The sequence below is a fragment of the Streptomyces sp. DSM 118878 genome, from assembly GCF_052936595.1.
Map to the genome: position 1 here is coordinate 3409655 of NZ_CP193622.1, position 18300 is coordinate 3427954.

General features: G+C 73.6%; 17 protein-coding genes and 1 tRNA gene. 12 read left to right on the forward strand and 6 right to left on the reverse strand.

Features of this window, described 5'->3' with window-relative positions:
* The first annotated feature begins 1 nt into the window (after position 1).
* The 3 genes from ACRAKF_RS14895 to ACRAKF_RS14905 all read left to right on the forward strand — a co-directional run bounded on the left by ACRAKF_RS14895 (position 2) and on the right by ACRAKF_RS14905 (position 3452).
* The gene (locus ACRAKF_RS14895; protein WP_447037603.1) at positions 2–1006 is read left to right on the forward strand and encodes a carbohydrate ABC transporter permease; all 1005 of its coding nucleotides are present in this window, start codon (positions 2–4) and stop codon (positions 1004–1006) included.
* Positions 1003–1929: a carbohydrate ABC transporter permease gene (locus ACRAKF_RS14900; protein WP_447037605.1), complete on the forward strand. Its 927-nt coding sequence runs from the start codon at positions 1003–1005 to the stop codon at positions 1927–1929. The genes ACRAKF_RS14895 and ACRAKF_RS14900 overlap by 4 nt, the downstream gene beginning before the upstream one ends.
* 104 nt (positions 1930–2033) lie before the next feature.
* On the forward strand, positions 2034–3452 hold the full coding sequence (locus tag ACRAKF_RS14905; RefSeq protein WP_447037606.1) for a GH1 family beta-glucosidase: 1419 nt from the start codon (positions 2034–2036) through the stop codon (positions 3450–3452).
* A gap of 38 nt (positions 3453–3490) precedes the next feature.
* Here the strand turns inward: ACRAKF_RS14905 and ACRAKF_RS14910 are convergent, their stop codons facing one another.
* Together ACRAKF_RS14910 and ACRAKF_RS14915 are read right to left on the reverse strand one after the other, a co-directional pair.
* Complete coding sequence (locus ACRAKF_RS14910; protein WP_447037608.1) at positions 3491–4882, reverse strand: sensor histidine kinase; 1392 nt, start codon at positions 4880–4882, stop codon at positions 3491–3493.
* Complete coding sequence (locus tag ACRAKF_RS14915; protein WP_447037609.1) at positions 4879–5583, reverse strand: response regulator transcription factor; 705 nt, start codon at positions 5581–5583, stop codon at positions 4879–4881. The genes ACRAKF_RS14910 and ACRAKF_RS14915 overlap by 4 nt, the downstream gene beginning before the upstream one ends.
* 88 nt (positions 5584–5671) lie before the next feature.
* On the opposite strand from ACRAKF_RS14915, the gene ACRAKF_RS14920 reads away from it, so the two are divergent.
* Positions 5672–6277 (forward strand): hypothetical protein, encoded by a 606-nt coding sequence (locus ACRAKF_RS14920; RefSeq protein ID WP_447037610.1) that lies wholly within the window; start codon positions 5672–5674, stop codon positions 6275–6277.
* A gap of 13 nt (positions 6278–6290) precedes the next feature.
* On the opposite strand, the gene ACRAKF_RS14925 is transcribed toward ACRAKF_RS14920, so the two are convergent.
* Positions 6291–7151 carry a spermidine synthase gene (locus ACRAKF_RS14925; protein ID WP_447037611.1) on the reverse strand — a complete coding sequence of 287 codons (861 nt, stop codon included), beginning with the start codon at positions 7149–7151 and terminating at the stop codon, positions 6291–6293.
* Between the two features lie 67 nt (positions 7152–7218).
* Positions 7219–7725, reverse strand: coding sequence for a hypothetical protein (locus tag ACRAKF_RS14930; RefSeq protein ID WP_447041980.1), 507 nt, complete (start codon positions 7723–7725; stop codon positions 7219–7221).
* A gap of 295 nt (positions 7726–8020) precedes the next feature.
* Here ACRAKF_RS14930 and ACRAKF_RS14935 point away from each other — a divergent pair, with 295 nt between their 5' ends.
* A complete protein-coding gene (locus ACRAKF_RS14935; protein WP_447037612.1) occupies positions 8021–9421 on the forward strand; it encodes a tetratricopeptide repeat protein in 1401 nt (466 codons plus the stop codon).
* Positions 9422–9434: 13 nt separating this feature from the next.
* Here ACRAKF_RS14935 and ACRAKF_RS14940 read toward each other — a convergent pair whose 3' ends face one another.
* The gene (locus ACRAKF_RS14940) at positions 9435–10028 is read right to left on the reverse strand and encodes a histidine phosphatase family protein (RefSeq protein WP_447037613.1); all 594 of its coding nucleotides are present in this window, start codon (positions 10026–10028) and stop codon (positions 9435–9437) included.
* A gap of 298 nt (positions 10029–10326) precedes the next feature.
* Here ACRAKF_RS14940 and ACRAKF_RS14945 point away from each other — a divergent pair, with 298 nt between their 5' ends.
* From ACRAKF_RS14945 to ACRAKF_RS14975, 7 genes are all read left to right on the forward strand, one after another.
* Positions 10327–11280 (forward strand): phosphatase PAP2 family protein, encoded by a 954-nt coding sequence (locus tag ACRAKF_RS14945; RefSeq protein WP_447041982.1) that lies wholly within the window; start codon positions 10327–10329, stop codon positions 11278–11280.
* On the forward strand, positions 11231–12361 hold the full coding sequence (locus ACRAKF_RS14950) for a hypothetical protein (RefSeq protein WP_447037615.1): 1131 nt from the start codon (positions 11231–11233) through the stop codon (positions 12359–12361). The genes ACRAKF_RS14945 and ACRAKF_RS14950 overlap by 50 nt, the downstream gene beginning before the upstream one ends.
* Positions 12352–13938, forward strand: coding sequence for a hypothetical protein (locus ACRAKF_RS14955; RefSeq protein WP_447037616.1), 1587 nt, complete (start codon positions 12352–12354; stop codon positions 13936–13938). Before ACRAKF_RS14950 ends, ACRAKF_RS14955 begins: the two co-directional genes overlap by 10 nt.
* Positions 13939–13960: 22 nt before the next feature.
* Positions 13961–15322: an AAA domain-containing protein gene (locus ACRAKF_RS14960; RefSeq protein WP_447037617.1), complete on the forward strand. Its 1362-nt coding sequence runs from the start codon at positions 13961–13963 to the stop codon at positions 15320–15322.
* Positions 15323–15449: 127 nt separating this feature from the next.
* The gene (locus ACRAKF_RS14965; protein ID WP_447037618.1) at positions 15450–15803 is read left to right on the forward strand and encodes a hypothetical protein; all 354 of its coding nucleotides are present in this window, start codon (positions 15450–15452) and stop codon (positions 15801–15803) included.
* A gap of 168 nt (positions 15804–15971) precedes the next feature.
* A complete protein-coding gene (locus tag ACRAKF_RS14970; protein WP_447037619.1) occupies positions 15972–16634 on the forward strand; it encodes a bifunctional DNA primase/polymerase in 663 nt (220 codons plus the stop codon).
* Positions 16625–16698 (forward strand) — tRNA-Lys (locus ACRAKF_RS14975). Before ACRAKF_RS14970 ends, ACRAKF_RS14975 begins: the two co-directional genes overlap by 10 nt.
* 115 nt (positions 16699–16813) lie before the next feature.
* Here the strand turns inward: ACRAKF_RS14975 and ACRAKF_RS14980 are convergent.
* A complete protein-coding gene (locus ACRAKF_RS14980) occupies positions 16814–18097 on the reverse strand; it encodes a M6 family metalloprotease domain-containing protein (RefSeq protein ID WP_447037620.1) in 1284 nt (427 codons plus the stop codon).
* Positions 18098–18300: the final 203 nt, after the last annotated feature.

The following is an 18300-nucleotide window of genomic DNA, read 5'->3' on the forward strand; positions in this document are numbered from 1 at the left end:
CATGTCCGAGACCGCTGAGTACGCCGAGACCGCGCCCCCCGGAAAGGGGGGCGCGGCCCCGGCCGCGACCGGGAGCAAGTCCTCCCGCACGCCGCCCCCCTGGCGCAGGCGTCTGTACCGCTGGGACATCAAGGCGTCGCCTTACGTCTTCGTCGCGCCGTTCTTCCTCTTCTTCGGCGCCTTCGGCCTGTTCCCGCTGCTCTACACGGGCTGGGCCTCGCTGCACCGCCTGGAGCTGACCAACCTCGACGACAGCACCTGGCTGGGCCTGGAGAACTACACCAACCTGTTGCAGAGCGACTACTTCTGGAACGCGCTCGGCAACACCTTCACCATCGGCGTCATCGCCACCGTCCCCCAGCTCGCCATCGCGCTCGGCATCGCGCACCTGCTGAACTACAAGCTGCGCGGCTCCACCCTGTGGCGCGTGGCGATGCTCGCTCCGTACGCCACCTCGGTGGCGAGCGCGTCGCTGGTCTTCACGCTGCTGTTCGCGTGGGACGGCGGCATGGTCAACTGGATGATCGGGTCCATCGGCTTCGACCCGGTCAACTGGCGCGAGTCGTCGTGGGGTTCGCAGTTCGCCGTGTCGTCGATCGTCATCTGGCGGTGGACCGGCTACAACGCGCTGATCTACCTCGCGGCGATGCAGGCCGTGCCGCACGACCTGTACGAGTCGGCGGCGCTGGACGGCGCGTCTCGCTGGCAGCAGTTCCGGCACGTGACGATCCCGATGCTGCGGCCGACGATCCTGTTCACCGTGGTCGTCTCCACCATCGGGGCCACCCAGCTCTTCGGTGAGCCGCTGCTGTTCGGCGGCACGGCCGGGTCCAAGGGCGGCGCGGACCACCAGTTCCAGACGCTGGGGCTCTATCTGTACGACCAGGGCTGGATCAACGGTCACCTGGGGCGGGCCTCGGCGGTCGCCTGGCTGATGCTCGCGATCCTGCTGATCATCGCCGCGGTCAACTTGCTGATCGTCCGACGCATGAGGAAGGACCGATGAAGGCCCGCACGGTGGACCCGAAGGCCGACCTCCCCGAGGCCCCGCCGACCGACCGCGTCCCGGCGCCGCGGAGCAAGGTGCGCCCGCTCGGCCAGAAGGCCGGCCGGACGATGCACGCGGGCCCCCTCACCTACGTCATCCTGACGCTGTTCACGGCCGTCTCGCTCGCGCCGCTGATCTGGACGGCGATCGCGGCCTCGCGCACCAGCGGGCGGCTCGCGCAGACGCCGCCGCCCCTGTGGTTCGGCGGCAACCTCTTCAAGAACCTGGAGAGGGCGTGGACGGAGGCGAGCCTGGGCGACGCGATGCTGAACACCACGATCGTGGCGGGCAGCATCACCATCGGCACCGTCCTGTTCTCCACGATCGCCGGATTCGCCTTCGCCAAACTGAAGTTCAGGTTCAGCGGGGCGCTGCTCCTGCTGACCATCGGCACGATGATGGTGCCGCCGCAGCTCAGCGTCGTACCGCTGTACCTGTGGGTCGCGGACCTCCAGTGGACCAACCAGCTCCAGGCGGTGATCCTGCCGACGTTCGTGAGCGCCTTCGGGGTGTTCTTCATGCGGCAGTACCTGCTCCAGGCGCTGCCCAGCGAACTGATCGAGGCGGCGCGGATGGACGGGGCGAGCAGCCTGCGGATCATCTGGCACGTGGTGTTCCCTGCGGCGCGGCCCGCGATGGCCGTGCTCGGACTGCTGACGTTCGTCATGGCCTGGAACGACTTCCTGTGGCCGATCATCGCGCTCAACCAGTCGAACCCGACCGTGCAGGTGGCGCTCAACTCCCTCGGTACGGGGTACATCCCCGACCGGGCGGTGATCATGGCGGGAGCCCTCCTCGGCACGCTTCCGCTGCTGTTCGCGTTCATCCTGTTCGGCAAGCAGATCGTGAGCGGGATCATGCAGGGCGCGGTGAAGGGCTGATTCTCCGGGAGCCCGTCCAGGCTCCCGGAACTGCCCCTTCCTGCCCCTCCCCCGTCCCTCTCCCTCTGTACCTCTCTTCCCCTACGCTTCATGGGAGCGCTTCCATGCCTGAACCCCTTACCTTTCCGGCCGGTTTCCTCTGGGGCACCGCCACTTCCGCGTACCAGATCGAGGGCGCCGTACGCGAGGACGGCCGTACGCCCTCCATCTGGGACACCTTCAGCCACACCCCGGGCCGGACGGACGGCGGTGACACCGGTGACGTCGCCGTCGAGCACTACCACCGCTACCGCGACGACGTCGCGCTCATGGCCGGCCTCGGCCTGAGCGCCTACCGCTTCTCCGTCTCCTGGTCACGCGTGCAGCCCACCGGACGCGGCCCCGCCGTCCAGCGCGGCCTCGACTTCTACCGGCGCCTGGTCGACGACCTGCTCGCCCAGGGCATCGAGCCCGCCGTGACCCTCTACCACTGGGACCTGCCGCAGGAGCTGGAGGACGCCGGGGGCTGGCCGGTGCGGGAGACCGCGTACCGGTTCGCGGAGTACGCGGGCATCGTCGGCGAGGCCCTCGGAGACCGCGTCAACTCCTGGATCACGCTCAACGAGCCGTGGTGCAGCGCCTTCCTCGGTTACGGCTCCGGCGTCCACGCCCCCGGCCGCACCGACCCGGCGGCCGCCCTGCACGCCGCGCACCACCTCAACCTCGCGCACGGCCTGGGCACGCAGGCCCTGCGCACCGTGCTGCCCGCCCGCGCCCGCGTCGCGGTGAGCCTCAACTCCTCCGTGGTCAGGCCGGTCTCCGAGGCCCCGGGGGACCTCGACGCGCGGCGGCGCATCGACAACCTCGCCAACGGCATCTTCCACGGGCCGATGCTGCACGGCGCCTACCCGAAGGACCTCTTCGCGGACACGGCACGGATCACCGACTGGTCCTGCGTGCAGGACGGCGACCTGGCCGCCATCCACCAGCCGCTGGACGCGCTCGGCCTCAACTACTACACGCCGGCCCTGGTGTCGGCCGCCGAGGACGGTTCGGGGTCCGCGAGCAACGACGGGCACGGCGCGAGCGAGCACTCCCCGTGGCCGGGGGCCGAGGACGTCGCCTTCCACCAGACGCCCGGCGAGCGCACCGAGATGGGCTGGTCCATCGACCCGACCGGGCTGCACGAGCTGATCATGCGGTACACGCGGGAGGCACCGGGGCTGCCGCTGTACATCACCGAGAACGGCGCGGCCTACGACGACAAGCCCGACGCGGAGGGCCGCGTCCACGACCCCGAGCGCATCGCGTACCTCCACGGCCATCTGGCCGCGGTCCGGCAGGCCATCACGGACGGGGCCGACGTCCGCGGCTACTACCTCTGGTCGCTCCTGGACAACTTCGAATGGTCCTACGGCTACAGCAAGCGCTTCGGCACGGTGTACGTCGACTACGAGACCCAGGTCCGCATCCCGAAGTCCAGCGCCCACTGGTACGCGAAGGTCGCCCGCGCGGGTGAGCTGCCGGAGCTCGCGCTCGACTGACCCGTACCCGACGACGGGGGGTGGCGTCGCGCCCCCCGTCACCGTGCGGAGAGCCGTCGCCGCCGGACCGTGCCCCGGTGGCCCCGGCGGCCGTCCTCCGTTCCGCGGCGGCCCCGGCGGTCGGCCCGCTGGAGCCAGAGGCGCACCTCCGTGCCGCCGAGGACCGAGCGGCCCACCCGTACGTCGCCGCCCGTCGACTCCGCGAGGCGGCGGACGATGTCGAGGCCGAGCCCCGTGGACCCGTCCGCCCCCGACCCGGCGCCCCGCGCCAACGCGGCCTCGGGGTCGGCGATGCCCCGCCCCGCGTCGGAGACCAGGACGATCACCGCGTCCTCTGCGCTGTGGACGTCCACCGAGAAGCCCGTGCCCTCGCCCGTGTGCCGGAAGACGTTGCCGAGCAACGCGTCGAGCGCGGCGGCCAGTTCGGCGCGGGCCACGGGTACGCGGACGGGCCGCTCCACCCCCGCCACGCGGACCTCCCGCCCCTCGTCCTCCGCCAGGGCCGACCAGAACGCCATGCGGTCCCTGATCACCTCGGCGGCGTCGCACCCCGCCCCGGCCCCGACCACCGCCGTCTGCGGCTTCGCGTCCCGCGCGGTGCGGATGATCGTGTCGACCTCGCGCTCCAGCGTCTCGACGGCCGTACGGGTCTGCTCCGCCGCGGGGCCGTCGCCGAGCGAGGCCGCGTTCAGCCGCAGCACGGTCAGCGGCGTCCGCAACCGGTGCGAGAGATCCGCCGCGAGCTCCCGCTCGTTGGCGAGGAGCCGCACCACCTGGTCGGCCATGGAGTTGAAGGCCACCGCCGCGAGGCGCAGCTCCTTGGGCCCCTCCTCCGGCACCCGCGCCCCCAGCTTCCCCTCCCCGAGGTCGTGCGCGGCGCCCACGAGCCGCTTGGCGGGCAGGACCATCCGTACGCCCAACCGGTCCGCGACCGCCACCGAACCGATGACGAGCGCGACGCCGACGCCCGCGAGCACCAGCCACGCCGTGGTCACGCCGTTGCTGATCTCGGCCTCGGGCACGTAGATCTCCACGACCGCCGTGCCCGAGCTCAGCGCGGTCGGCTGAAGGACCACGAAGCCGCCGGGCACCTCGGCGGTCCTGGCCCGGCCCTCCTCGCGGGTGGCCGCCACGGCCCGCGCCCCGGCCCTCGGGTCGCCGACCTCGAAGGCGCCGGCGCCACCGGCGGCCGGTACGTACACGGCCATCCGCCCGTCGCCGCCCGCCGCGGACGTGGCGACGGCCCGGGTCAGTTCCGCGCGGTCGGTGGTGATGGAGAGCGTGGGGCCCATGCCCGCCCCGTGCCGCTCCGCGTTGGAGAGGGCACGGTCGCGGGCCATCTCCTTGACGACGAGGCCGAGCGGCACCGCGAAGGCCACCACGACCATCGTCGTGACGGCCAGGCACACCTTGACGAGCGCCCATCTCACCGCGGCGGCCTCGCCGGTGGTGGCTCCAGCTTCACGCCGACCCCGCGAAAGGTGTGCAGGTAGTGCGGCTTGGCGGCCGTCTCGCCCAACTTCCGCCGCAGCCAGGAGAGGTGGACGTCGATGGTCTGGTCGTCCCCGTAGCTCTGCTGCCACACCTCGGCGAGCAGTTCCCTGCGGGGTACGACGACGCCGGGCCGCCCGGCGAGGAAGGCCAGCAGGTCGAACTCGCGCCGGGTCAGGTCGAGCCGCGCCCCGTCCAGCTCGGCCTGGCGCCGCAGCGGATCGATGGCGAGCCCGCCGACCCGCAGGACGTTACCGGCCGGCGCCTCGCCCGACGTGGCGCGGGAGCGGCGCAGCACGGCAGCCATGCGCGCCGACAGGTGCTCGACGGAGAACGGCTTGGTGAGGTAGTCGTCGGCGCCGTCGTTCAGGAGCCGGACGATCTCGGCCTCGTCGTCCCGCGCGGTGGCGATGATCACGGGTACGTCGGTGATGCCGCGCAGCATCTTCAGCGCCTCGGCCCCGTCGAGGTCGGGCAGGCCGAGATCGAGGATCACCAGGTCGAAGCGGTGGTGGGCGACTTCCCGCAGCGCCTCCAGGGCCGTGCCGACGCTGCGCACGGCGTGCGTCGCCTCGGTCAGGTGCCGGATGAGGGCCGAGCGTACGAACTGGTCGTCCTCCACGACGAGCACACTTGCCATGGGCGGCACCGTACGCCATACGGAGGAACGCGGTCCTCCCCGGCCGCCCCGGGACACGCGCCCGTGACGTGGTGCAGTATGGCCCGCGATGCGCAGAGGACTCGTACACACCGTCGCGTGGTCGCTCGCCACGGGCGCGGCCGTCACGCTCTCCTGGTGGGGCGTCCACACGGTGCTGGCGGGGACCGTCTACGACCCGCCGCTCGCCCTGCCCCTCGCGGACGGCGGCGACCGGACCGAGCCGCTGTCCTCCTCGACGCACCGCGCCGAGGAGGACCCCGCCGACAAGCCGGACAAGGCCGAGAACCCGGACAGGGACCCGGACAGGGCCAAGGACAAGGACAAGGGCAAGGGGCCGGACAGGGCCGGGAATCCGCGCAGGACGGCAGCCCCGCCCGAGCCGTCGAAGACCCGCCCCAAGAGCCCCGCCCCGCCGTCACCCGCCCCTGCCGGCGGGGACTCCGGCGGCACGGGCACCGTGAAGAGCTACAACACGGACGGCGGCCGGGTCGTCCTCGACCTCGGCGAGGAGTCCGCGACGCTGGTCTCGGCGACCCCGGCGGCGGGCTGGTCGGTGCGGACGTGGACGCAGGAGAAGTGGGTCCGCGTGGACTTCACGGGCGGCGCGGCCACGGTCTCGGTGTTCTGCACCTGGCACGACTCCGCGCCGCGCGTGGAGATCACCAAGTCGTGACGGCGGCTTTGGCTCAGCGGAAGACCGAGGGTGGCGGCGCGGGCGAGGCGACGGCGTTCGCGTCCGTCACCGCGGCCGCTCCCCCGCTGAAGTCCCGCAGGCCGCGCCCGTGTTCGACCCGGGCCGCGTGCGGATCGCTCGCGCTGCGCCGGGTCAGCTCCGCGACGGGCAGTGCCTGGTCACCGGCGAGCAGCACGGCGTTGCCGAACCGCTTGCCGCGCAGCACGGCGGGGTCGGCGACGAGGGCGAGTTCGGGGAAGAGCGCGGCGGCGGTGGCGAGCTGGCCGCGCAGGTGTGCGAGCGGCGGCCCGTCGGCGAGGTTGGCGGCGTAGAACCCGCCGGGGCGCAGCACTCTGCGTACGTCGGTGAGGAACTCCGTGCTGGTGAGGTGCGCGGGGGTGCGGGCGCCGCTGAAGACGTCGGCGATGACGAGGTCCGCCCAGCCGTCGGCGATCTTCGCGAGGCCGTCGCGGGCGTCGGTGCCGCGCACCCGTATGCGGGCCTGCGGGTCGAGCGGCAGAGCACGGCGGACGAGCGCGATGAGGGCGGTGTCGCGCTCGACGACCTGCTGGGTGGAGCGGGGGCGGGTCGCCGCTATGTAGCGGGCGAGGGTGAAGGCGCCGCCGCCCAGGTGCAGGGCCTGTATCGGCTTGCCCGGGGGCGCGACGAGGTCGGCCACGTGGCCGAGCCTGCGCTGGTATGCGAAGTCGAGGTACCCGGGGTCGTCGAGGTCCACGTGGGACTGCGGGGCGCCGTCCAGGAGCAGCGTCCACGCGCGCGGCCTGTCCCGGTCCGGCCGCAGCTCGGCGAGGCCGCCGTCCACCTGCTCGACGACCGCCTCGGACTCTTCGCGGGACCGCCTGTTCCTTGCCATCGGACCATTATCGGCGCCCGGTGCGGCGCGGGCCCGGCGAGGTGCCCCGGCCCGCCCGCGGCCGGTGTCAGCGGCAGTTGTCGGCGGCCTCGATCGTGCGCGCCGCCCGGCCGAGCGCCTCCCGCAGGACGGCGGGGTCCGTGACGGGGTCGGTCTCGCCGCCCGGCGGCAGGAGCCAGCCGGTGCCCGCGACCGGCGGCTCGGGGACGGCGGGGCCGGGGTCCGGCTCCGCGTACACGCTCATGCCGCGCCCGAAGGTCTGCGTGCAGGCGCTGCCCGGCAGGTCCCAGCCGTCGGCGGTGCCGGGCGGCACCAGGAAGCCGAGGGTGTCGCAGTCACCGTCGTGCAGGACGGGGCCGATGGTGTCGCCCGTCCCGCGGCGCAGGATGTCCACCGCTTCGAGCCCCTGCCGCGCCGGGACCGTGACCAGATCACAGCACTCGTCCTCGCACACGGCCCGGCCCGGCGGCGACGAGCTTCCGTCCTGCGTGGGCCAGTGCCGGGCCGTCGTGAGGGACGCCGGTGCCGCGCCGCTCTCCGTACGGGAGTCGCCGTTCTCCATGCCGATCTCCAACAAGGGGACCCTCCTCGCGAGTACGAGAGCTGTTGCGGTCTCCCTCTCCGCATGGTTCAACGCGGACCCGCGTCAACGGGCACTGCGGCACGCCGCCACAAAGGATGGCAGTTCATGGCAGATCGTGGGTGAGATGACCGGTTTGTAGACGAACTCCGTGTATCCGCACCATCACAGCGGGTACGTTCGTGCTCCGCCGGAACAGGGGCGCCCCGCGAGATCCCGTGCGCGGGTGTGACCACTGCGCGCGAGTCAGGTGCGCGGTCCGGCACGATCCGCACGAGAGGGTCCGGCCATGGCGACCTCACCAATGGCATCGTCAACTCAGTCCCCACGACCGAACCTCACCTTCCGGCGCCTGCGCGGACAGCGCTCGCCCGGCGAGTTCGCGGCGGCGGTCCGCCGGGCCGCTCGTGAGATCGGCGAGCGGGTGAGCTGCGACGCGCGGTACATCGGCCGGGTGGAGGCCGGCGAGATCCGCTGCCCCAACTATGCCTACGAGCGCGTGTTCCTGCACATGTTCCCCGGCCGGAACCTGACCGACCTGGGGTTCGCGCCCCGGTCACTGGTGCGTGGCAGAGGCGCGCGCCCCGGCCCCGGCGCACCACCTCCGCCGGGCTCCACCGAACCCCCGCCCACCATCGTCACGAACCACCAGGAGAGCGACGTGCGACGTCGCGCATTCATGACCGGCTCGACGGCCGCCGTGGCCGCCGCGTCCCTGGGGCCCGTCGGGCTCCCTCTCGGCCACCCGGCCGAGGCCGCCGTCCGGCCCGGCCGCAGGGCCGGCGACGCCGAGGCGGCCGCGGTCGAAGAGGCCGTGCGCCAGATCAGGCTGCTCGACGACCGGCACGGCGCCGACGGCCTCTACCGCCGGGCGGCCGCGCCCCTGAAGACCGCCTACGCCCTCCTCGACGCGGGCACCACCCGGCAGTCCACCGCGGACCGGCTGCACGCGGGCGCGGGCGAACTCGCCATCTCCGTGGGCTGGCTCGCGCACGACTCGGGCCGCTTCGACGACGCCCGCTCCTACTACGCCGAGGCCCTCGCGACCGCCCGGGTCGCCGACGACGACGCCCTGGAGGCGCACGCCTTCTGCAACACGGCCTTCCTCGCCCGCGACACCGGGCGCCCGCGCGAGGCGGTCCGGGCGGCCCAGGCGGCCACCCGCGCCGCCCGGCGGCACGGCTCCCCCCGGCTGCTCTCGCTCCTCGCGCTGCGCGAGGCCGGTGGCTGGGCGGGGCTCGGCGACCGCGCGGGCTGCGAGCACGCCCTGACCCGGGCGCACGCCCTCTTCGACCGCGGGGCCACGTCCGAGGACCCGGAGTGGATGAGCTTCTACGGCGAGGCCGAGCTGAACGGCCTGGAGGCGCAGTGCTGGTCGGCGCTCGGCGACTGGTCGCGGGCCGCCACGTACGCGCGGCGCGCCGCGGTCACGGCCGCGTCCGATACCCCGCACTTCACCAGGAACATCGCGCTGTACACCGCCGAGCTGGCCGACGACCTGGCGCGCGCCGGACGGCCCGACGAGGCGGCGACGGCGGGGCTTCGGGTGCTGTCGCTCCTCGACGAGGTGCAGTCCTCGCGCGTCCAGTCGATGCTCGCCACGACCGCGCGGGTGCTGCTGCCGCACCGCAGGGCGTCGGGGGTCGGCGGCTTCCTGGAGCGGCACGCGGCGCTGCCGCGTGCCGTGTAGGCACTGCCCGCGGCTACGACAGGTGGCCCGTCTCGTTCCACGATTCGATGGCGGGCTCTCCGTAGGCCCAGCCGAGGACCGAGAGGGACGTGGGGTTGAGGCGGATGCGGGACGCGAACGTGATGTCCTCGCCCAGCCAGCGCGCGCCGATGACCCGCAGGATGTGGCCGTGCGCGAAGACCAGCACGTCGCGGTCGGCGCTCCTGGCCCACTCGACCACCTCGTCCGCGCGCGCGGAGACCTGGGCCAGCGTCTCGCCCCTCGGGACGCCGTCGCGCCAGATGAACCAGCCGGGGCGGACGGCCTGGATGTCGGCGGGGGTCATGCCGTCGTAGGAGCCGTAGTCGAACTCCATGAGCGCGTCCCAGGTGCGGGCGCGGTGCCCGAAACCGGCGATCTCGCAGGTCTCCCGCGCCCGGGAGAGCGGGCTCGTGCGCACCTCGACGTCCGGCAGGCCGTCGTGGGGCGCGCGGTGCAGCCGCTCGCCGAGGAGCTTCGCGCCGAGGCGGCCCTCGGCCAGGAGCGGGATGTCCGTCCTGCCGGTGTGCTTCCCGGACAGCGACCATTCGGTCTGTCCGTGCCGGGCCAGCAGGATGCGCGGTGCCATGGGTGTCTCTCCAAGTCGTACGCGGCCTCGGGCGCGGGCGCGGAGGGACTCCGGCAGCTTTTCGCCGAGGGACTTTTACAGCTTTTTACGGACAGGTGGGTGCCCGTTCTCTCCATCATCACCCACCCGTGACAGGACCTTCGCCCGGGTCGGCAACCCGGCGCTCGATCTCTGCGTCTGGTACCGGGGGACGCCGTGGCGTCCCCCGCGCAGCCCGTAAGGTGATGCGGCGGCCAACGCCGGGTGACCCGAGCGGCGAGCGCCGAGTGAACAGAGATGATGGGGGACCGACCGGATGCTGCCCAAGACCGAGGCGCCAGGCACGGGCGGCCCGTCCGGACAGCGGCTGCGCTGGTGGACGGAGCTGCCGCTGATCGTGCTGGTGTACGCCGCGTACTCGGCCGGGCGGCTGGTGGTCCGGGGCGACGTCGCCGCCGCCGTCGACCACGGCATCGGCATCCTGCGCGCCGAGCAGTTCCTGGGGCTGAACGCCGAGAGCCCACTGAACCGTCTCTTCACCTCGCAGGCCTGGATCGGCGTCCCCGCCGACTTCTGGTACGCCTCCCTGCACTACCTGGTCACGCCGGCCGTCCTCATCTGGCTCTTCCGCAGCCGCACGGTCCACTACCGTGCCGCACGCGCGTGGCTGATGATTTCCACGATGATCGGCCTGGTCGGCTTCACGCTCCTGCCGACGTGTCCGCCGCGGCTGCTGAGCGCGGGCCACGGCTTCGTCGACACCATGGCGCAGTACAGCGACTACGGCTGGTGGGGCGGCGAGGCGAGCGCGCCGCGCGGGCTCGGCGGCATGACCAACCAGTACGCGGCGATGCCCAGCCTGCACGTGGGATGGGCGCTGTGGTGCGGCGTGATGCTGTGGCGGCACGGGCGCACACCGCTGGTGCGGGCCGCCGGTGTGGCCTACCCGCTGATCACCACGCTCGTCGTGATGGGCACCGCCAACCACTACTTCTTCGACGCGGTCGCGGGCGCCGCCGTGATGGGCGTCGGACTGCTCCTCGTACGGCCCGTGCGGCGGCTCAGCGACCCCGTGATGGCCCGGCTGCGGAGCCGCTTCATCCGTCCCGACGGGGTCACGTCCGCCACGGAGTCCTCGATTGTCGGTGCCGGGTGCCAGACTTCGGCGGGTGAGCGACTTCCCCGACAGCGCAAGCAGAGTGCCGGCCTCGGCGCCGAGCCGAGTGCCGACCCCGCCCAGGCCGAGGACGGCGCTGCGGCACCGGCTCGCTGAGCTGCGCGGCCCCGACGTCCCCGCGCAGCCGCTGGACGCCAGGGCGCTCGCCGCGCTCGCGGCCAACCCCGGGTGCAGACGGCGTTCGCTGCTGGACGGCGCGGGCGTGGACAAGACGGCGCTCGCCCTCTCGCTCGGCGCGCCCTCCGGCTTCGGCCAGTCCCAGTTCGCGTTCATGCGCGGCAATGCCTTCGAGGCGCGGGTCAAGGCCGACGGCGGCGCGGAGCTGCTGCGCCTGACGCACCAGCTCCTCGGTGGCGGGCCCGAGCCCGTGCCCGGCGGGAGCGCCGTCCCCGACCTGGCCGCGGCGGGCCCCGAGGGCCGCGCCGCCCGCACGGCGCTGGCCCTGCGGGAGGCCACGGCGTCCGGCGGCTGGACGCTCCTCGACCACCCCATGCTGGCCCTCGACGTGGCGGGGACGCCCGCCTTCCTGGAGCCGGACGCGGTCGTCGTCCACCCCGACGGCGGCTGGACGGTCGTCGAGATCAAGTCCTTCCCGATGATCGACGGTTCGGCGGACGCGGCGAAGGTGGGGGCGGCGGCCCGTCAGTCCGCGGTGTACGCACTGGCCCTGGAGCAGGTGGCCGCGCGGACCGATCCCCCGGCGGTGATCCGCCACCACATCCTCCTCGTCTGCCCCAAGGACTTCTCCAACCTGCCGACGGCGTCGGCGATCGACGTCCGCAAGAAGCTCTCGGTGACCCGGCGCCAGCTCGCCCGCCTCACGCGCGTCGAGGACATCGCGGCGGAGCTGCCCGAAGGCACGACGTTCGACGTGCGCCGCCCGGCGGCCGAGCTGTCGGCGGCGGTGGAGGCGGTCCCCGCGACGTATGCCCCCGAGTGCCTGTCCGCCTGTGAGCTGGCCTTCCACTGCCGGTCCCGGGCCCGCGAGGACGGCGAGGTGACGGCGCTCGGCCGCTCGATCCGGGGCGAGCTCGGCGGCCTGACCTCGATCGACGACGTCCTGTCGGCGGCGTCCGGCACCACGGGCGACCCGAACGACCCGGCGGTGGCGACCCTGCGCAGAGCCGCAGAACTACGGACCGAGGCCCTGGCCGGGGAGGGGGCGGGATGTCGCTGATCGATGGGCTTGCGCGGCTCGAAGCTGTTTCCACGGGGCGGGCGCAGCCGCGGGCCACCGTGCGCCACCGGCATCTGTCGCAGCGGCCGCTCGTCCTCGTGCCGCTCACCACCGCGGGCGAGGCGGGCGCGCCCCTCGGCGCACTCGTGGGGACGGAGCGGACCTCGCCGCGGCTCCTCGTCGTGCCCCAGCCGCGCGACCGCGACCTGCGCTTCACGTTCCTCTCGCAGCTCGCCGAGATCGTCCTGCCGTACATCGACTCGTTCGCCGAGGACGTCGAGGCGGCCGAGCGCAACGACACGGACCCCGAGACCGGCAAGCGCGTCAAGGTCGAGGTCGAGCTCTGCGCGGACGCCCCGCAGCTCATCGTCCCCAGCCGGGCCGGCGTCGAGTTCGTGCGGCTGCTCGGCCGCTCCATGCGCTTTCGCCGCACCGCCGAGCAGGACCCCGACGCGCCCTACCCCGCGCCGCCCCGCGTGCCCCTCCTCGGCCGCTGGCTGACGCACTTCGGGGAGCGGGCCCGTGTCCCGGGCTCGTCCCTGCTGCTCGCCATGACCGAGCTGCTCTCCCGGCACTGGGCCACGGGCCAGTCCAGCCTGGAGGACCAGCATCTGGGCGCCCTGCTCGCCTGGATCGAGGCCCCGGAGGGCACATCGGGCGCCGAGGCCGCCCTCCGCGCCGAGCTCGGGCGGGACAAGGACGGCCAGTTGCTGTGCCCGCCGGCGGGCCCGGCCACGGACCCGGCGTTCGACAACACCCTCCTGGCCCCGGCCATCGAGCGCTACGACCGCGCCCGCACCGCCCTGGCCGCCGCCGAGGACGGCATCGAGGCGGACGTCCGCCTCGCCGCGCTCACGGCGGCGGAGCGGGAGATCCACGCCCTGATCGACAGCAGGACCCGCCCCACCTGGGACGCCGTGTGGCGGGGCCTCGACGCCCTGTGCACGCTGCCCGTGGCGGCGCACGACGCCGACCGGTGGACGCGGGACCGCTGGTCGTTCACGGGCCACCGGGACCGGGTGGCCGCGGGCGAGCCGCCGCAGCCGCGCGTCGACGACGCGGTCACCGCGGCGAACAAGCTGGCCACGCGCGAGCGCGAGCAGTCCCGCCTCGAAGCCCAGGAGGCCCTCGACGACCCCCTGGTGATGGCGGGCCGCCGGCTCGCGGGCGAGGCGTTCGCGGGCGAGGTGACGGAGGTCGTCATGGCGTACAGCGAGGCCAAGAGCCCGCGGCCGCGCCCGCTGCTCACCGTGCGCACCGACGACCGCCCGCACCTCGGCGAGCGCACGAAGGTGTACCGCTCGCTGGGTGGCAAACCGCAGGCGGCCGAGTTCGTGGCGTACGAGGGCGAGGGCGTCGTCGTGCTGCGTCTGACCGACAAGATGGGCCGCGGCAAGGAGCCCGACGCGGGGTCGGTCCCCGAGAAGGGCGACCGGATCTGCTGGACGCTCTTCGAGCACGAGCAGCGCGGCGGCCCCAAGCTCCCGGACCCCGAGGAGACCCCGTGGACCCACGGCGGCCCGCCGTCGGACACGGCGGAGCGCCCCGATCCGGTGACCACGGAGGACACCCTGTGACGCACGCGGAGGAAATCCTGTGATGCAGCTCGCGCCGCCCGCCGGTGGCGCCTTCGATCCCGGCGCCGAGGCCGCGCGCGCCACGGAGGCGATCCTCCACGACACGCTGCACGGCACGCACCGCGGTGTCGTGGTCGACTCGCCGCCCGGCGCGGGCAAGTCGACGCTGGTGGTCCGCGCCGCCCTCGAACTGGCCGCGGCGGGCCGCCCCCTGATGGTGATCGCGCAGACGAACGCGCAGGTGGACGACCTGGTCCTGCGGCTCGCCGAGAAGGACCCCGAGCTGCCGGTGGGCCGCCTGCACAGCAGCGACCCCGACCCGTACGACAAGGCGCTCGACGATCTGCCGAACGTCCGCAAGTCGACCAAGGCGGGGGATCTCGCGGGGCTCGACGTGGTCATCTCCACGGCCGCGAAGTGGGCGCACGTCCAGGTCGGCCAGCTCGACGCGCCGTGGGGCCACGCGATCGTCGACGAGGCGTACCAGATGCGGTCGGACGCGCTGCTCGCCGTGGCGGGGCTCTTCGAGCGGGCGCTGTTCGTGGGCGACCCGGGCCAGCTCGACCCGTTCTCGATCGTGGGCGCCGAGCAGTGGGCCGGCCTCGCGTACGACCCTTCGGCCTCCGCCGTGACGACGCTGCTCGCCCACAACCCGGAGCTGCCGCAGCACCGCCTCCCGGTCTCCTGGCGGCTGCCCGCGTCGGCGGCGCCGCTGGTCTCGGGCGCCTTCTATCCGTACACGCCCTTCCGCAGCGGCACGGCCCACGGCGACCGCACGCTGAGCTTCGCGGTGGCGTCGGACGGTTCGGCCGCGGACCGGGTGATCGACGAGGCGGCCGAGGCGGGCTGGGGTCTCCTGGAGCTGCCCGCGCGGAACACTCCGCGCACGGACCCCGAGGCGGTCGGCGCGCTGGCCCAGGTGGTCCGGCGGCTCCTCGACCGGGGTGGCGCGGCCACGTCGGAGCGCGGTCCCGGGCCCGCACCGCTCACGGCGGACCGCATCGCCGTCGGCACGGCCCACCGCGACCAGGCGGCGGCGGTCCGCGCGGCCCTCGCCGACCTCGGCATCAAGGACGTCACGGTGGACACGGCGAACCGTCTGCAAGGCCGTGAGTACGACGTGACGGTCGTCCTGCATCCGCTCTCCGGCCGCCCGGACGCCACGGCGTTCCACCTGGAGACGGGCCGCCTCTGCGTCCTGGCCTCCCGCCACCGCCACGCCTGCATCGTGGTCTGCCGGGCGGGCGTGGACACCCTCCTGGACGACCACCCCTCCACGGAACCGGTCCAACTGGGGGTCACCGTGAAATTCCCCGATGGCTGGGAGGCGAACCACGCGGTGCTGGCGCGGCTTGCGGAGCATCGGGTGCGGTGGGCCGGGTGAGCCTCGGTGGAGCCGGGGGCGCGGGTGGCGTCGGAGCGAGCCCCGTGGCCCACTTGTGCGGCAAGGGACAATGGTAGATGGCCTGAACGCCGCACGGGCGGCGCGCACCGTACGAGGAGGATCCACCATGGCGGAGCCCGAGCGGCCCCGGACCGAACAGCGCATGCGACCCGCGCCTCTGCTCTTCGAGCCCGCGGAGGCGGTGGCCGACACCGAGCACTTCTTCGACCTGGAGTCGATCGAGGACCCCCGGCGGCTGCTCGACCGCGCGACGGAGCTGACCCACGCGTTCCGCGCCGCGACGGACCGGTCCGTCGAGTTCCAGGCCATGGCCGCGGCCCAGCTCGCCGACCCGCGCCGCTTCGACCGGCTGACGCCCGCGCTGATCGCGGAGCGCGCGCAGTGGACGGAGGACTACGCCAAGAAGATGGTGGAGTTCGGCCGTGACCTGCTGCGCGGCGGTGCCGAGAAGCGGACCTAGCCGCGCACCGTGCGCCGTGCGCCGCCCGAAGCGCGCCGCCCGAAGCGAACAGGGCGAACATATGTCCGGCATATGCCACGGGGCAAGGTACCGCATTCCACCCGTCGCCGTCCCTGGATTCGGCAACTCTGTGAAACCGCGCGCTCACCAACGGTAGACGTACCTGCCATGAGAACCAGCGCCCCTCCGTACGGACAGACCGCAGCCTCCCCCCTCGGCCCCGCCCACGACGCGGCCTGCGACGTCACCGCGGAGGGAGCCGCCTGGCTCGCCTCCGCCGAGGCGTATCCGCGCAGCGCGCTGGCCCACTGGCGGGCCAGGCCCGCCGCCCCCGCCGTACTGCCCTGCGGCTCCGTCTTCGACGTCGTGAGCGTCCCCTCGGTATTCGGCCGGCGGATGCTGGACCACTTATGGGACGAGGGCCCGGGCTCGGGGCCGGTGGCCGTGCACCGCGGCCGCACGCTGCTGTTCGCCGCCCCGCGCACCGCCCAGCGCCTGCCCTCGCTCCTCGGCTGGGAGGAGTGGGGCCCCTCCGTCCCCTCCGTGCTCTGTCACGGCACGGGCGACGCGGTCACCGTGCCGCCGCTCACGGCCCCCGCCGACGCCTCGCCCGTCCCTGCCGAGACGCGCTGGCTGGTGGCCCCCGGCACGCGTCGCCCCTGGCTGCCGGGGCCCGAGGTGCTGCTCTGGGCCTGCGTACGGGCGGCCCGCGGAACGGGCACGGCGGCCCGCGGGGACGCGGTCCCGGCGACACCCTCCGGGGCACACATATCGATTTTTCCTGGCGCCGATCAGGATGCTAAGGTCTACGACGTCGGCAGGCGCCGCTAGCTCAGTTGGTTAGAGCAGCTGACTCTTAATCAGCGGGTCCGGGGTTCGAGTCCCTGGCGGCGCACAGACAGCAAGAAGCCCCTCGCGAAAGCGGGGGGCTTCTTGCATGGGCGAGGGGCTTCTCGCGTGCGCGGCGCGCCCGGCCCCCCGCCCGGCCTCCCGCCCGGCCCCGGAACCCCTCATTCCACGGTCGTGATCTTCAGCGTCCATGCCCCCGAGGGCGTCCTCGCCTCCACCTCCACTCGGACGTCCTCCCCGGGGACCGAGAAGCTTTCACCCGCTCGCACCGGGGCGTCCGCGAGCTGGGGGTAGACCGAGTCGCCCCAGCAGGACTCCGACGTCGGGTGGGCGTCGATGACCTTGACGGGGCCGCTGCCGGAGGCCGTCCCGTTCTGGACCTCGTAGACGAGAACGCCCTCCGTGCACGTCGCGTGGTCGTTGCCCGCCCGGCCGCGGGCCTCCAGGGCCAGGGCCGTGTCCCGGCCCGTGCGGACCACCGCCAGCCGGGTGCCGCCGAGGGCGCCGTGCACGGGGTCGGCCGCCAGGGGCTCCAGGGTCAACCGCTCGGCGCCCGTGGTCACGCAGTGCACCTGGCGGGGCTCCAGCCAGCCCAGCTTCCACTTGTGCCAGCCGAAGAGATCCGGCGCCAGGCCGAACTGGCTGCCCATGACGTCCCAGTCCCCCACGTGCGTGTCCCAGTCGCCCTTGCCGTCGGTCGGCCGGTGGTAGAGGTCGGGCAGGTCGAAGACGTGGCCGGTCTCGTGGGCCAGGACGTTGCGGTCCGGCGGGTGCCGCTCGAAGACCGTGACGATGCGCCGGATGTCGGCGCCGTCGGCCCGCATCGGCCGGTCGAAGTTCACGACCTTGGTGGCGTCGGAGTCGACGCCGGGCGCGTCCGGGTCGGCGACGAAGTAGACGACGTCGAAGCGGGAGAAGTCCACGTGCGGATCGGCGGCGGCCAGCGCGTCGCGCAGATAGGAGGCCCGGCGCTGGGCGTTCCAGTCACGCTCTATGGCGTACTCCGTGGAGGTCCGCGGCATCTCCACCCACTCGCGCCCCGGATGCGCCCGCAGGCTGAACTTGCCGTACGAGGCCTGTTCGAAGAACCGGCTGGTGGCGGGGAAGTGGTCGGCGGCCAGCTCCTGCGGCGTCGTCAGCGGCGGCGAGTCGGGGAAGGACAGGAAGACCATGACCGCGTCCAGGGTCCTGACCGGGCGCGGATAGCCGGTGTTCCAGGTGTCGAGCCCCTCCGAGTGGTGCGCGGCGGTGCGGCGCAGGGCGCACGGCCCCGCGACGGACTCGGCGATCGCGGGCCCCGCGACCAGCGAGGTGGCGGCCAGGGCGGTCAGCGAGGTGAGGATCGCCGCGGTGCTGCGCAACCGGGGATTTCCCCCTCCAGGGGTGAGTCCCCAAGAGGGGTGCTGACGCGGCACGTCGACCTCCGGGTGCGGAATGCGGGACACCCCACCCACCTTGTGACGCTTTCAAGCGTTACGCCCTGTTTGCCTGGCCCTTCCGGGTGAGCACCGGACAGAGGGCCGACACCCCGAGCGATCACGGAACGTCACAAATAATCGTCCGGATAAGGAACCGGTCCAGCGCCGAGCAGAAACGATCTGTCGTGGGCGGCGGGCCGCGCCCGGGGCGGCGGCATGGCTGGATGGGG